Source organism: Methanobacterium bryantii (assembly GCF_002287175.1).
GTDB lineage: Archaea > Methanobacteriota > Methanobacteria > Methanobacteriales > Methanobacteriaceae > Methanobacterium_D > Methanobacterium_D bryantii.
Map to the genome: position 1 here is coordinate 98,224 of NZ_LMVM01000040.1, position 14,974 is coordinate 113,197.

The window sequence follows — 14,974 nt, forward strand, 5'->3', positions numbered from 1 at the left end:
AACTGCTAAAAATGCCAACTTTTTTCGGTCTAATTAAGCTTTTTACAGCCTTCAACATTAAATAAATATTTATTTTAGTATTTTGATTAATTATATGAATTTATATGTATTTTGGAAACATTTAGGACTATAAAATAGCACATTTCCGTATAAAGATGTTCTAATGAATATAATATGGATCTATATGCCCACATGTATAATATAGATGTTTAAATGACCTGTAATATTACTGAAAATTTATGTGCCAAATTTTTTTATGAAATTAAGGTTCCTAGAGTCTGGGATCCTGAGAAAATTATGATCATTTTTGATCATCAAATACTTGCATACGCGCTTGATACGGCGGTGAATGGGCCTATAATACATAAATTTGTTAAATATCAATGAATTATTAATTTTTAGAGCTTTATATGATTTTATGTCATCAAGTGCTCATTGATATGGATTATGTGGTTCTGGGGGAAATTGTAGTTAAAATTGGTTATTATATTTGTATGTATGTGGATTTATTGAAGTTTACAATGGGTATATGTTCAAAAGGCCAAGCTGTGATTTTTGCAACAGGAAACTTATAATCTAAAGTTCTATAAACAATCAATTTTAACATAAAAATGAATATTCTTTGATCAAACTTATTTAAGATGTACTAATCAATATAGTCTGAAAAAACGATGGTTACAGTCCAAATTACGATGTTTGTAAGTTTGAAGGCGAAAATACATTGAATATGTCAGTTTTATATATAGGCGAAATTAAGCAAAAATAATAATTAAAATATAAAAATAAGGTTAATGTTAAAATAGATACAATAGTTTAAACTTAAATTTTAGATAATTTTACAGTAAATAAATAAGGATAAAGGTGTTTTAATGTATAAAATAGCGGTGATACCTGGAGACGGTATCGGAAAAGAAGTTATGGAAGCAACATTACATGTTTTAGATGCACTTGAAATTGAATTTGATTACACATTTGCAGACGCAGGAGATGAATGCAAAGCAGTCTCAGGAGTTCCTTTACCTGAAGAAACAATTGATATAGTAAAAGAATCGCAGGCATGTCTGTTTGGGGCTGCTGGAGAATCAGCAGCGGATGTTATTGTCAGATTAAGACAGGAACTTGAGCTTTACGTTAATTTAAGGCCTGTTAAATCATACCCTGGCACTAAAGCTTTGTTTGACAATTTAGATTTTGTAATTGTTAGGGAAAACACAGAAGATCTATATATTGGGCTTGAAGAAGAAACAGAAGAAGGAGCCACTGCTTTAAGAGTTACCACAAGAAATGCTGTAGAAAGAATTTGCAAGTTTGCATTTGATTATGCTGACGAAAATTGCAGAAATAAAGTTACAGCAGTTCACAAGGCAAACGTACTTAAAAAAACAGATGGATTATTTAAAGACATTTTTTACAAAGTTGCTGAAGATTATAAAGATATTGAAACCGATGATCGTTATGTTGATGCAACAGCAATGTTTTTCATTACAAACCCTCAAATGTTTAATGTGATCGTTACTACAAACTTATTTGGGGATATACTTTCAGATGAGGGTGCGGGACTTGTTGGTGGTCTTGGTTTAATACCATCTGCTAATATTGGAGAAAATAGTGGTTTATTTGAACCAGTGCACGGATCCGCGCCAGATATTGCTGGAAAAAATATTGCAAATCCTTCTGCAATGATATTATCTGCAGTAATGATGCTTGATTACCTTAAAGAACATGGTGCAGCCCGTACAGTTGAAAATGCACTGGTTGAAGTTTTAAGTGAAGGTAAAGTTGTAACTGGGGATATTGGTGGAAATGCATCTACCATGGAAATGGCCAGTGAAATTAGAAGAAAAATAGAGGAAAAATAAGTTGTAACTTTATACTGGGTTCAAATAGACTTAAAATTAATTAGGAGCGTATTTCATGGAAGATACTCAAAATATTGATATCAGATCAGATATTCCTTTACTTAATGAAGTAATCTATTTGGACGCTGCAAGCACTACTCCAACTCCAGAGCCTGTAGTAAATGCAATGTGCGATTATTTTCATAATTTCAATGCTAATATAGGAAGGGGTGCCTATAAAACAGCAGTTAAAGCAACAATGAAATTTGAAAATACAAGGGAAAGAATTGCAAAATTTATAAACTGTAATAGAAATGAAGTTATATTTACAAAAAACACCACTGAAGCTATAAATCTTGTAGCAAACAGCCTGGAATTTAAGAAAGGTGATTCAATAATTGTTCCCAATATAGAACACCATTCTAATTTTTTGCCATGGCTCAATTTGAAAAAAGCAGGAGTTAATCTTAAAGTCATAAAAACAGATAAATATGGTGTAATAGATATTGGGGATATTGAAAAAGCTGTAGATGATACTACAAAGCTCATCACGACTACCCATATCTCAAATTCAATTGGTTCATGCCAGCCAATCTATGATATTGGAGATATAGCAGAAGAAAATGGTGTTTTATATCTTGTTGACGCTGCACAATCTGCAGGACATGTAAAATTTGATGTAAAAGAAACAAAGGCAGATTTTGTTTCATTTCCAGGACATAAAGGTCTTTTTGGCCCTGTTGGAACTGGATTTTTATATTCCAAAAGCGATGTTATGGATAAATTAAAACCAGTTAATCTCGGCGGTGGAACAGTATCAAAGGTTACAGAAGACGATTTTACGCTTGAATCTGCTCCAGGTAGATTTGAGGGAGGTACTCAAAATATAGCTGGTGTCATTGGTCTTGGAGCGGCTATAAATTATGTGGAAAATGTTGGAATTGAGAATATTGAAAAACACAGCGCAAAACTCACAAAATACATGTTTGATAAGATTAATAGCATAGATAACACAATATGCTACGGTAATCCGGATAATATTCATGGAATACTCGCTTTCAATGTAGAAGGCATCAATTCTCATGATGTTGCTAAAATACTGGATGAACTTAAAGATATATGTGTAAGAAGTGGTTACCACTGTGCAATTCCTGCAATTAAACATATAGGTGCGGATAAACTTGGTGGAACTGTTAGAGCATCGGTTCATTATTATAATACTAAAGAAGAGATTGATATATTAGCAGAAACTGTTGAAGAAATCTCTAAATTCGCAGGAGGTTAATAATATGGATAGAACAAGAGCCATAGCAATATTTATAATTGTAATAATGGTGGTATGGGTTGTTGCAATTGCTGTATTAAGTGCAATATAATTAAATTAATAGTTAAATACTATATGTATTATAAAATAAGTTCATTTTAAATGAATTTTTATTTATTTCACAAAATTTTGAGATTAATTATACTTGAAATGGAGGAAAAATAATGGTAAAAGTCAGATTAGGAGCAGTAGTAGCTGAATTCAATTATGATATAACTCATATGATGTTAGAATTAGCTAAAGAACATGCTAAATTTTTAGATTCTGAAATAACAGAAATAATTACCGTACCTGGTGTATTTGATATGCCGCTTGCAATTAAGAAACTTCTAGAAAACGATGATATTGACGCGGTTGTAACCCTTGGAGCAGTTATAGAAGGTGCAACTTCCCACGATGAGATAGTTGTACAGCACGCATCACGTAAAATTGCGGATTTAGCACTTGAATACAATAAGCCGGTTGGTTTAGGAATTTCAGGCCCAGGTATGACACGTTTAGAAGCTCATCAACGTGTTGAATATGGAAAACGTGCTGTCGAAGCAGCTGTTAAAATGTGTGAAAGATTAAAATAATCTTTCTCTTTATTTTAATAATTTTAATGAATTTTATCTAAATATCATTATTTTGCAACATTTTTTACAATATGGTCATAAATACTCTTTTTGGATGATTTTATACAATATAATGCGTTAACGTGCTTTCAAAGCAACATGATCATTTAAAATAACAACACTTTAAGTTGCATGATTCGCATGATCAATTTGAAAATCCAAAATTAATATATTGCATGGCATTAAATTCAAAACAGTACACATTGATTATTAAACAATTTTGCAGGAAACAACAAGAATCAGCAAATTTTCCTGTAAGTTGTTGTTTATAATTAATTTAACTATGAACCAATCAGAACTAATTAATTACAATATTAGGTGATTATTAAATGGAAATAGTAACCCCTGACGACTTAAAAGAGAGATTTAAAGACCCATGGGTAGCCCCATATAAAAAGATTTTAACCATGGTTGACGATGATATGGTGGAAATTGTTGAATATCATCCATGTATTGGAGGCTCAGAGTGGATGGTCTATCAATATGAAAGGTCAAGTGATCTGGTAAAAAGTGCAGAAAGAGATGGAAACAAACATACATATCTTGTAGAGGTTGGAAAAACAGATTTAAATCTTAAAGCAAGTTTTTCTGCTGCAGGGATCGAAGAAGTATCTGTTGAAGGGGATGAAGTTAAAGTAACTCACGCTGGCCTGGCAGGAGCAGGTGTTGGATCTGCAATGTGCAGGGGAATGGCAGAGGGAGTTAAAAGAGTTGAACTTTACGACATTGGGGGCGGCTCAAAGGTTGGAAGGGCTGCAGTTGTAACTCCTAAACTTCAAAAAGTCGTAATTGGAATTGATGATACTGATACTAAGGAAAAAGGAGCTACATGGACATTAGCCCATAACGTCGGAGCTGAATTAAGTAAAAGGGGCTTTGAATATATAAATCACGTTATTGTGCAATTATATCCCCATAATCCAAATAAAACTCAAAACTGTGTTGCTATAGCACTTGTTTTTGCTGTTAAACCTGGTGAACGAGATAAATTAATTGAAGAAGCACGGGAACTATTTAAAGGGAGTACCTTATCTCAAAAGACTTCAATGGCAATTTTAGACGGCATTAAAATTCCTGAAAAACTTAGAGAATATTCAATGGCAACTAAACAGTCCATGATGTCCCTTAAAGAGGCTGAAAAAACTGCAAAAGAACTTGGAATAGAACTTATTGAAGTTACAGGTTCTCATGGTAAAATAGGGGCTCTTGCAGCATTAGGGCTTTATAATGATATAGAAGAAGCTGTAAAAGTTTATTATTAATTTTTCAAAAGTAAATGGGTCTTTAAACTCATTTACTTAAGAATATATTTAAAAATTTGCCGCGATCTGATGCTGCAAATTCAAAATTAGAGTTAGTTTGCCCTTCAATTTCTATTTTTATGGTATGATTGCCCCAGTAAAGGGTAGTACCATCTTTAGCATCGTTATCATTTACATAGATAGTACGATCCTTCATGTTATTTATGTAAATGCTGTAAGCTCCGTTTTTGAAAATACCTGATGTTGTTGCAACCTTCTGGTTATCAACATATATGTTTACTATTCTGCCATTTTGAGAGTCTGATTTAATTATGGCTCCTTCAATAATGGATAAATTGCTAATATTTCCCTGTACGGGTAAGGATTTTTCAACATATAAATTATTAAATGTATTTCTAAGGTTATTATCAAGTATCACTTTTCCTACGTTTATACCTAGAGCCTGTCTTGCAGCAGAAGGTATTCTCAAGATATTGTCTTCTCCTTGTATTGTGGGACGTAAAACATATTTTTTATTAAATATGTATATGGAATCTCCATAATTCAATTCTAGCGTGTTCATGGCATTATCTGGAACCCTAAAGATACTGTATTCATTTTCAAGAGCATAATTCACGGTATAAGGCCCTCTTACCTCTAATTGTAAACCATTGGGACTTATTAGCACAAGATTACCTGAAGCTGGCTGTATGGATATTGTTCCATCATCTATGTTTATATATCCTACAAATGTGGATATCATGGTTAACAGTATCAATCCAGAAACAATAATTGGAAAGTGCATATAAAATAATGATTTTAACGTAGGAAGTCTCCCACTGGATTTTGAAAGAATATTTGCTGTTCTTTTTACGAGAAGTATACCATAATAAATGGCAATTATTAGCCCGGATACTAGAATTACTAGTCCTACATCCATTGGAATTTTATTGACGAAAAATATGGAGAAAAGCCCTAAAGTTATAAGCGAAAGTCCTAAAATAGCCATTCTTATATCTTTTCCCAGGTCATCCATCATCGAAAATCGACCATATGACATTGCACGGTCTACAATAGTCCTTACTACTTCATTGGCCATTTTATTCAGGCCTTCAATGGAGGAATGGACGTGTTCAATTTCACCTATGTCAACTTCTTTTATCCTCATGCCTCTAACATCAGCATCTAATACAATTCCAATATCTACTCCATAATCTTCTTCAAATTTGATTTTGCTTAAAAAACTTCTTTTTGCTGCAAATTGCCCGCTTAAAGGTTGATCATACTTAAGTTCTGGGAAAAAGAAGTTTAGCAGCGGTTTGGCGGTTAGTTCTGTTACTCTTCCTGCTTTCCTTTTAAATTTGGTCTTAGTTAAGTCTGCTTTCCCATCCAAGATAGGTCTGATGATTTTTTCCACTTGTCTTGCGGTTAAATTTTTTAAATCGGCGTCAATAAACGCAACAATGTCTCCTGTTGAATTTTCAAAACCAGTTTTTATAGCTGCGCCTTTCCCTTTGTTTTTAGAATGGAGTATAACAGTTGCCCCTGCTTTTTGTGCAACACTTGCAGTATCATCTGAAGAGCCGTCATCAACAACGATTATTTCATTGATACAATCTAAACTATTTATGACATTGATCACTTTTTCTATAGTTTTAGATTCATTATAAGCTGGAATTACGATAGATACTGTCATTTTTGTTTCTGAACCTCTGTTTTTGACGGATGCCACTAGTAAGACGAAAAGTAGGATAAACCATGACAAGATGTACACCTCAATTTCCAATGTTGATATTACATCAAATTTTATAAATAATGCGAGTTATATTGAAATATCTGAAATACCTATTTACTTTCTTACATATGAAAATTTCTTATTTTCATTGTAGAAAATCGAAGATTTTTCAACATGCGAAAATTTTCAATTTTCGTGGTTGCAAAAACGCAGTTTATGCAAACATATGAAAATTTCTTATTTTCATTATAAAAATTAATGTTATTATATATTGAAGGTGTAAAATGAAACCAAGAGTTATGATATTACTGGGAAGTTCATCTGATTTCTCTATAGCAAAAAAGGCTATAGATATATTGGAAACGTTATGTATTCCTTATGATATTAAAGTAGCTTCAGCACACAGAACGCACGAAAAAGTTAAAAAAATTGTAACAGAATCTACTAAAAATGGAATAGAAGTATTTATGGGAATTGCCGGACTTTCAGCCCACTTACCGGGGATAATGGCAGCAAATACTCATAAACCTGTGGTGGGAGTGCCTGTAGATGTTAAAGTAGCAGGTCTCGACTCTCTTTACGCTTCAGTTCAAATGCCATTTGGAGCACCGGTTGCTACCGTTGGAATAGATCGTGGGGATAATGGGGCACTACTCGCTGCACAGATAATTGGAATTCATGATGAAGAGGTAAGAAAAAGAGTTTCATCAATGAGGAGTTCCTTCTTTGAAAAAGTAAATAAAGACGAAAGCAAACTTCTTGAAAAGGTTAATGGTAATTATTATTCCCCTTCATCATTTGATGCTCAGGAATTTAAAAAAGATGATTCTGCTGGAGAGCAAGAATTAGATTCATATGATGATCTAGATGTGGCGGTAATTGCTGGAAGTCATTCGGATATTAAATTTGCAAGGAAAACCACTAATTTTCTGGATAAAATGGATGTATCCTATGATTTCAGTGTTATATCTCCTGTAAGACATTCTAAAAAGTTTGAAGACCAGTTAAAGAAAGTTAGAAATGCTAAGCTTTTTATAGCTCTAACTGGACTATCGGCACACGTTACTGGAGCTATTGTAGCTTATACAGAAAAACCAGTTATAGGGGTCCCATGTTCAATTAGACTTGGAGGGATGGATGCGCTACTTTCAATGGTTAACATGCCTCCAGGAGTACCTGTTGCAACAGTAGGAATAGATAATGGAGGAAACGCTGCTATTTTGGCTGCTGAAATGCTCGGAATCACAAATAAAAGTGTTGAAACTGATATAATACGGTTTAAAGGAAATATTGAGTGAATTATAATTAGTGGATAAAACCCTTTAGGGATAAAAATGAAGGAAAAAGATGAGAGCCGCGTTAATACTTGTCAAACAAGTAGTTGTAGTTGTTCTGTAAAGCAAATATGGTTAGGAATTGCAGTTATTGTAATTATAATGATTGCAGCAGCGATTTTTGGTAATTAAATTTGTGGGTTGGTAGTTATGAGAGAATTTTTGAATCTGGTTCTTGAAGAAGATTTTAAGGTTATAACGGTTGAGAAGGAAGTATCTGCTGAATATGAAGTCGCGAAGGTTTTAAGAGAACATCCAAAGGATGTATTGATCTTTGAAAATGTTAAAGGCTATGATATGAAGATCATATCTGGTATTTGCAACACTAGGGATAAGATTGCACGTGGAATTTCAGTTACAGTACCTGAAATTACAAAACGGATAATGGAAGCCACAGAGAACCCTATACCTATTAAAAATGTTGAAAATGTCAAAAAAAACTTCAATACTCAAAAAGAACCAGATTTAAGTAAAATTCCAGTACCAACTTACTACAAAAAAGACGGCGGGGCTTATATGACTGCTGGAGTTGTAATAGCAAAAGATCCGGAAACTGGAGTAAGAAATGCTTCAATTCATAGAATGCTTGTTTCTGGAAAGGATAAGCTTGGAATACGAATAGTCCCAAGAAATCTTTATACTTACTATAAAAAAGCGGAAGAAATGGATAAACCGCTTGATATTGCTATTGCAATAAGTATGCATCCTGCAACCCTTCTTGCAACAACCACTTCTGTTCCAATTACAACAGATGAGCTTGAAGTTGCAAATAATTTCCATAACGGGGATTTGAAGCTTATAAAGTGTGAATCTGTTGATTTAGACGTGCCAGATGCGGAAATAATAATGGAAGGTAAAATTTTACCTCATGAAAGAGAACCTGAAGGCCCCTTTGTAGATTTAACAGACACCTATGATGTTATAAGGGATGAACCAATTATAAAACTTAATAAAATCCATTACAAGAAAGATCCTTTCTATCATGCTATAATGCCCGCTGGATTTGAGCACCGGCTTTTACAGGGCCTTCCACAAGAACCAAGGATTTATAATGCTGTTTTAAACACAGTTCCAACTGTTCAAAATGTTGTTTTAACTGAGGGGGGCTGCTGCTGGCTTCATGCGGCAGTTTCTATAAAGAAACAAACTCAGGGCGACGGTAAAAATGTTTTGATGGCAGCGCTTGCAGCTCATCCGTCCTTAAAACATGCTATTGTAGTAGATGAAGATGTTGATATATTTAACCCTGAAGATCTTGAATATGCTATTGCAACACGTGTTAAAGGTGATGATGATATCATGATAGTTCCTGGAGCTAGAGGTTCTTCACTTGACCCTTGTGCAAAGCCTGATGGTACTACTACTAAGATTGGAGTGGACGCAACTAAGCCTTTGGACAAGTTGGAGAAATTTGAGAGGGTTAGTTTTAGTGAATAATTTAATTAAACATTATTTTTTTCCTTTTATTTTAAGGAACTTTTTATAATTCAAAAAAGTCAAAAATGAGGATTTAACCTCTTTTACTATATGCCCAATAACCAGTACATACCACAATAACCAGAATAATCGCGCCAAGTATAAATCCGATATTAAATCCAATATTACTGCTTGATGGTTCTGGAGAAATCGATGCACCAGTATTGGCTGCATGGGTAAAATTAGCTGGTTTGGATTGTTTTTGACTAGTTATGGACACTGGATCTACATTTACTTTCAGGACTTCGCCAGTATTGCAGTCCACACGAATTTGTCCAACATTTTTACCATTTTTATCATTGATCTGTATCATCCAGACAGGATAAGCATCAACTATTTCATATCTAGTTTTTCTGCTGGAATTAAACTGATCTTCATCAGCTACAGCTACAGGTATCCATTTAACCTCTCCAATCTGGGTATCGTTTACTTTAACTTTTAAATCATCCCACTTAGGAGTAATGGCAGAGTAAGGTATATTGTGGGAGTTTAAATAGCTTTGAGCAGATGATCTGGCTTGATTTTGACCAACTACAGGTCCTCCATTAGCATAAACGAAATTTAAAGTTCCCGTTACAAAAATCACTATTAACAATACTTTTAAAATATCTCTAAATGTCATCGAATTCATCCCTTTGAATTTGTTAAGTTAGTGTTAACTTACTCTATTAATAAAGTTTCCTATTAAATGATTATTTGTATTTACATTGGCATGCTTAATTAAAACTAATTAATGAGGCTTATGGCTATTAAAATTTGTTTTAAAAGGATAGTGGGACCATATATCTGAAAAAAAGATTTATTAACCATTTGAAGTACTTTGATCGAATATGGGAGTATAATGAGTTTTTAAGCAGTATTCATGTTCGCAGCGTTAAATAGTGGGATTTAGGATTTAATTTTATGTATAATTGAAATTAACATATCAAAATTAGATAATCGTGTGAAAAAAAGTTTAGATGAGGATTTAACCTCTTCTATTATACATCCAGTAACCGACACCTACCACAATAAGTAGAATAATCACGCCGAGTATAAGCCCTGTGTTGTTTGTTTGTCCTTGAGAAGCTTGGTTGGTTGTATTGGTTGGATTATTCGCGTTAGTTGCATTGTTTGATGTTGATTGGTTTTTATTACTTGTGGATACAGGATCTAAAATTGCTTTTAGAACGTTACCATTTTCTGAATCTATATAGATTCTTCCAACATTTTTTCCATTTTTGTCATTGACTTGCACGACCCATGAAGAGTTATAACCAGTGACCCATTCATATTTGCCAGGTCCACCAAAATCAGGGCTGTCTCCTTTAGCTTCACTTTGAGGTATCCATTTTACTTCACCAGTTTTTGTATCTTTTACTTTAGTTTTCCAATCATCCCAGCCAGGAGTTACTGCAGTGTAAGGGAAATTATGTGCATTTAAATAGTTTTGAGCTATTGTTTTAGCTTGATTGGCGCCAATAGTAGGCCCAGAATCAGCATAGGCGAGATTTAAAATTCCTATTACAAAAATAGTTATTAAAAATATTTTAAAGATATTTTTCAATGCCATCGAACCCCCATTTATCTTTGGGTTTATTATTGGATTTAAGTGATAATAAATATTGTCTTTAAATCACTATTTTTTTTACTTAAATGGGAATATCTATAAAAAAATAAAGATTAAATAGATTAATGCATGGAAATTTGTAAATATGCATCACTAAGTTACTGAAATATTTTTTACAGCATAAAATTTGTCAATATTATTTATACTTGTTTTAACGAGGCTTAAGATTGTATCTAATTGTTTTTCTAGTCCTTCTTCCCCACCATTATTTTTCACCAGATTTTCATAATTATCGTTCACTGTAAGATAGCCGGGCATTTCACTATTATTGTGGGTTGAAGAATTGACATTTGGATTTTCCAGACATGTTAAAAACGTTGAAGGGATATTTGCGTAAGAAAAGGGCAAATAAATGTGGCTGATGGGATCATCTCTACCTTGGGGCTCTTCATAAGTCATGAAATCAATTTTTTCAGCATTAAAACCATTAATTCGGGCATTGAAAACTAAAAAATTTACGAATGATTGGTTATTTTCAGCAAACGAATCTTGACTCACAAAGCATGGAATACCTTCGCCAACAGCCTCTAAGCTTATAACAGCAACAGTATTGTTTATTGAATCCTGGTTTTCAAGAAGGTAATGTCTTGCACCTATTAAGTAAGGTATGTACATAATTTTGTTGTATTCTTCTGAATTTAGGCTGGTTCTTGGACTTGCATTAATTGGAAGTGTATATGGATCTTCGCCAGCTCCAAAACCTATTAATTTAATGGTAAAATAAGGTTTTTCATGTTGATATTCCTTTGCAAGTCCTATTAGCACTGCAATTGACGTTACATCGTCATTAGCCCCTTCTGTGTAATTACCGGTATTTTTATCTTTTACTGTATCTAAATCTGCACATATTATGATCTGTTTAGGAGATGTCCCGTTTATCGTGCCTATAACATTTTCAGAGCTTTTAACACCTTTTGAATACATTGAATAATATTTAAATGATTGAACTTCGGTTTTAACTCCATAACTATTGAGTTTTGATTTGAGATACTGGGCAGTTTTATTTTCATTTTCAGATCCTGCAGGTCTAGGCCCTATTTCCTGTGAAATGTATTTTACATCTGATACTAATGCTAAATCCGAAGATTTACCATTAACACTTGAATTTATCAATAAAAGAGATATAATAAATACAAAGATTATGATTGGAATAAATATTTTTTTAAAATTCATTTCATTTGCTCCTAAAAAATAAATCCCTGGAAATCATAGATTTAGGGGTATCACAATCTTCGATTGTGAAAAACCTACAGAAATTCTATGAATTTCGAGAGTTTCTTAGGTACCAAAAATCTATGAATTTCGAGTAAGGTTTTACCTCATATTCTGGTATACATGAAATAGCCAGCACCTATTGCAATAATTAAAGCAATTATACCAAATATTCCTGTATTAACGCCTGAGGACGCGGATTTACTGTTTGATTCAGGGAAAGTTTGACTGGTTGCATTGGTCCCATTAGTTGTGTTTTTTAGTGCAGTATTTTCGGTTGTTTTGGATAAATTTCTGGTCTGGGCCTTTTTTGGCACTGTAACTTTTAGAATTTTACCAGTTTCTCCATCAATGTAGATAGTTCCTGTATTTTTCCCATCCCTGCTGTTAACTTGTACAAGCCATACTCCGTACATATTATCGAAAACTTTTTTGTATATGCCAGGTCCACCAAACTCGGGGTCATCGTGAATGAATGTGTTAATGGATATCCATTCTTTTTCTCCGGTTTTGGTATTTTTAACATAATAATACCAGATGTTCCCGTTAGGAGTTACTGCAGTGTAGGGCAAGTTATGGGAATTTAAATAATTTTGTGCTATTGTTTTAGCCTGATTTTCCCCTATGCTTGGCCCTGTATCTGCATAAGCGCAGTTTAAGATTGTTATTATTAAGATAGTTATTATTACTAGTTTAAAGATGCTTTTAATTGCCATTTAATCACCTCCATTTTTTTATCAAAAAAATTTAGGAGCCCTTAAAATCCTCAAAAATCGAAGATTTTTTTCCTGCTGTCAAAACTTTCAGTTTTGACACTGCAAATCTGGAGCTGGAGAAAAATGCATAGCATGCGAAAAATCTTTGATTTTCGCGGCGTCAAAATTGAAAATTTTGACAACATTTTTCTTTGCCGGAGGAAATGCAATTTCCTCGGCCACAAAAACGTAGTTTTTGCCGGCCCAAAAAATCGTAGATTTTTTAGGGATTTGCAGGCTTCGATTTTCGAAAGTTCAGAAAATCTTAAATGAGATCTTCTTCAACCTCCTATTATTTTTTAATTTATTATTAAATTAACTTATTAATAAACCTTTTGTTAGATGTTTATTTTAGATATAAAAGTCCTATTGCGAAAATTGACATTTATAAAAGGCTTTAAGACTTAATATGAAATTTTAAGAGGATATAATATATGTATGTGTTAAAAAAACGTTATTTAAGATTCTAAAAGTGCATTTTATACATATAATTTCTATATTTGTGTTATATTATGTTTAAAAATGTTTAATATGCATTTAAAATGATTTTAAAGATATCCGTTGTTTATATTACATTTTTACCAGGTTATCACAAGTATTGGCTTTTTTAAGATAGTTTAGTTTTTCACCAAATTGTAAGCAGTATATGGTTTTCAGCACTGCTAAATCTTGAGAAGTATAAAAAAATAATAGTTTAAATTAAAGGAATTAAGATTGGATTAAAATCCAATCTTAACCATCATGATTTAACAGCGCATAGTTATGGACCTAACGATGCAACGTGTTAACTTGATTGACACATAAAATTAGATATGTTAAATAAATTCTATTGATCCTTTAACAGGTAAGTTTATCTTTTTATCTAACTTTTTTATAACAAAGGAGCAGTATTTATCTCCTTTAGCAACACATTTAATTTCCTCAACTGAAACTTCAGATTGGAAATGAATGGAGAAAATGGACTCGAAGGACCCTTTAGCAATTGCGCAATTGGGGATTCCTGTATTAACCATGTCTTTGCATTCGAAATTATCATCAATGCGAATAGTTAAGGGATTTTTACTTATTAATTGGATATGTCCTGCTTCGAATTTATTGAGAAAGATAGCCATATTCTCAACTAATCTTTCAGTCTTAGGGGATTGAACTTGCTCATACATTGCTTCGCCCATAAAATTTCCTATATTAACTAGTAATGGATCTATGTCAATGCCGTTATTACTTAAAAAAAATCTAATACTTCGAAGGGATAATGCATAGAAATCAACTGGATTGTCAAGTTGAGTAAAACAATTCTTAAAATAATTTTTTAAATCAATATTTAGCTTTATATCTGTAGATAATTCAACATACTGCCTTGCTTTAATATAAAATAATTTTTTTCGTTTATCGTAAGGATCGCTTTTTGATCCAATTAAGCCCCTGTCTTCCAGTACTTTTAGATGATTTGAGAGAGTAGGTTTGGATTTGCCAGTTTTGGCAAGAATTTCGTCAAAATAAAGATCTTTTTCTTCAAGGAGTGATAATATTTTAGTTTTAGTGGCAGACTCAATTATTTTGGGTCCCTCTGGAGTCATATATAATTGTACATAATCAGATGTTTTTGCCATATAATTGAATAGTATAACTCTGGTATATATTATTTAGGGACATATACTAATTGTTTTTATTGATTAGAACAATTTTGTTAACTTATTGATTAATAACATATTATAATATCGTTTATTTGTATTAAAACGAATTATTAGCATTTATTATATAATGAATTGTGGATAGAGGTTATTCTATAATTTAATATAAAATCATACTTTTAAATTATATATCTATAATTTTAAT

15 protein-coding genes are annotated in these 14,974 nt (G+C 32.6%); 9 read left to right on the forward strand and 6 right to left on the reverse strand.

Annotated features, from left to right (window positions below; genetic code table 11):
• The first annotated feature begins 213 nt into the window (after positions 1–213).
• The 6 genes from ASJ80_RS17215 to mmp11 all read left to right on the forward strand — a co-directional run bounded on the left by ASJ80_RS17215 (position 214) and on the right by mmp11 (position 5,038).
• Positions 214–387, forward strand: a complete 174-nt coding sequence (locus ASJ80_RS17215) for a hypothetical protein (protein ID WP_176720247.1) — start codon at positions 214–216, stop codon at positions 385–387.
• A gap of 23 nt (positions 388–410) precedes the next feature.
• Positions 411–575 carry a hypothetical protein gene (locus tag ASJ80_RS17220; RefSeq protein ID WP_176720248.1) on the forward strand — a complete coding sequence of 55 codons (165 nt, stop codon included), beginning with the start codon at positions 411–413 and terminating at the stop codon, positions 573–575.
• Positions 576–869: 294 nt separating this feature from the next.
• Positions 870–1,859 carry an isocitrate/isopropylmalate family dehydrogenase gene (locus tag ASJ80_RS15480; RefSeq protein WP_069583797.1) on the forward strand — a complete coding sequence of 330 codons (990 nt, stop codon included), beginning with the start codon at positions 870–872 and terminating at the stop codon, positions 1,857–1,859.
• A gap of 55 nt (positions 1,860–1,914) precedes the next feature.
• The gene (locus ASJ80_RS15485) at positions 1,915–3,123 is read left to right on the forward strand and encodes an aminotransferase class V-fold PLP-dependent enzyme (RefSeq protein ID WP_069583798.1); all 1,209 of its coding nucleotides are present in this window, start codon (positions 1,915–1,917) and stop codon (positions 3,121–3,123) included.
• A gap of 203 nt (positions 3,124–3,326) precedes the next feature.
• Positions 3,327–3,737 (forward strand): 6,7-dimethyl-8-ribityllumazine synthase, encoded by a 411-nt coding sequence (ribH, locus tag ASJ80_RS15490; protein WP_048081547.1) that lies wholly within the window; start codon positions 3,327–3,329, stop codon positions 3,735–3,737.
• A 368-nt stretch (positions 3,738–4,105) separates the two neighbouring features.
• Entirely contained in the window at positions 4,106–5,038 is a 933-nt protein-coding gene (gene mmp11, locus ASJ80_RS15495) for a methanogenesis marker protein 11 (RefSeq protein ID WP_069583799.1), read from the forward strand.
• 28 nt (positions 5,039–5,066) lie between these two features.
• Here mmp11 and ASJ80_RS15500 read toward each other — a convergent pair whose 3' ends face one another.
• A complete protein-coding gene (locus tag ASJ80_RS15500; protein WP_069583800.1) occupies positions 5,067–6,782 on the reverse strand; it encodes a glycosyltransferase in 1,716 nt (571 codons plus the stop codon).
• Between the two features lie 254 nt (positions 6,783–7,036).
• Between ASJ80_RS15500 and purE the strand changes: the two genes are divergently transcribed.
• The 3 genes from purE to ASJ80_RS15510 are packed head-to-tail and all read left to right on the forward strand — an operon-like array spanning position 7,037 to position 9,523.
• The gene (gene purE, locus ASJ80_RS15505) at positions 7,037–8,050 is read left to right on the forward strand and encodes a 5-(carboxyamino)imidazole ribonucleotide mutase (protein ID WP_069583801.1); all 1,014 of its coding nucleotides are present in this window, start codon (positions 7,037–7,039) and stop codon (positions 8,048–8,050) included.
• A gap of 36 nt (positions 8,051–8,086) precedes the next feature.
• A complete protein-coding gene (locus ASJ80_RS17765) occupies positions 8,087–8,218 on the forward strand; it encodes a hypothetical protein (RefSeq protein ID WP_255360689.1) in 132 nt (43 codons plus the stop codon).
• A gap of 18 nt (positions 8,219–8,236) precedes the next feature.
• A complete protein-coding gene (locus tag ASJ80_RS15510; RefSeq protein WP_069583802.1) occupies positions 8,237–9,523 on the forward strand; it encodes a UbiD family decarboxylase in 1,287 nt (428 codons plus the stop codon).
• A 73-nt stretch (positions 9,524–9,596) separates the two neighbouring features.
• Here ASJ80_RS15510 and ASJ80_RS15515 read toward each other — a convergent pair whose 3' ends face one another.
• The 5 genes from ASJ80_RS15515 to ASJ80_RS15535 all read right to left on the reverse strand — a co-directional run bounded on the left by ASJ80_RS15515 (position 9,597) and on the right by ASJ80_RS15535 (position 14,748).
• On the reverse strand, positions 9,597–10,184 hold the full coding sequence (locus tag ASJ80_RS15515) for a hypothetical protein (RefSeq protein ID WP_069583803.1): 588 nt from the start codon (positions 10,182–10,184) through the stop codon (positions 9,597–9,599).
• A 345-nt stretch (positions 10,185–10,529) separates the two neighbouring features.
• Positions 10,530–11,114, reverse strand: coding sequence for a hypothetical protein (locus tag ASJ80_RS15520; RefSeq protein ID WP_069583804.1), 585 nt, complete (start codon positions 11,112–11,114; stop codon positions 10,530–10,532).
• Positions 11,115–11,264: 150 nt separating this feature from the next.
• The gene (locus ASJ80_RS15525; protein WP_069583805.1) at positions 11,265–12,344 is read right to left on the reverse strand and encodes a M28 family metallopeptidase; all 1,080 of its coding nucleotides are present in this window, start codon (positions 12,342–12,344) and stop codon (positions 11,265–11,267) included.
• Between the two features lie 146 nt (positions 12,345–12,490).
• Positions 12,491–13,099 (reverse strand): PepSY domain-containing protein, encoded by a 609-nt coding sequence (locus ASJ80_RS15530; RefSeq protein ID WP_069583806.1) that lies wholly within the window; start codon positions 13,097–13,099, stop codon positions 12,491–12,493.
• 854 nt (positions 13,100–13,953) lie between these two features.
• Positions 13,954–14,748 (reverse strand): V4R domain-containing protein, encoded by a 795-nt coding sequence (locus ASJ80_RS15535; RefSeq protein ID WP_069583807.1) that lies wholly within the window; start codon positions 14,746–14,748, stop codon positions 13,954–13,956.
• Between the last annotated feature and the right edge of the window lie 226 nt (positions 14,749–14,974).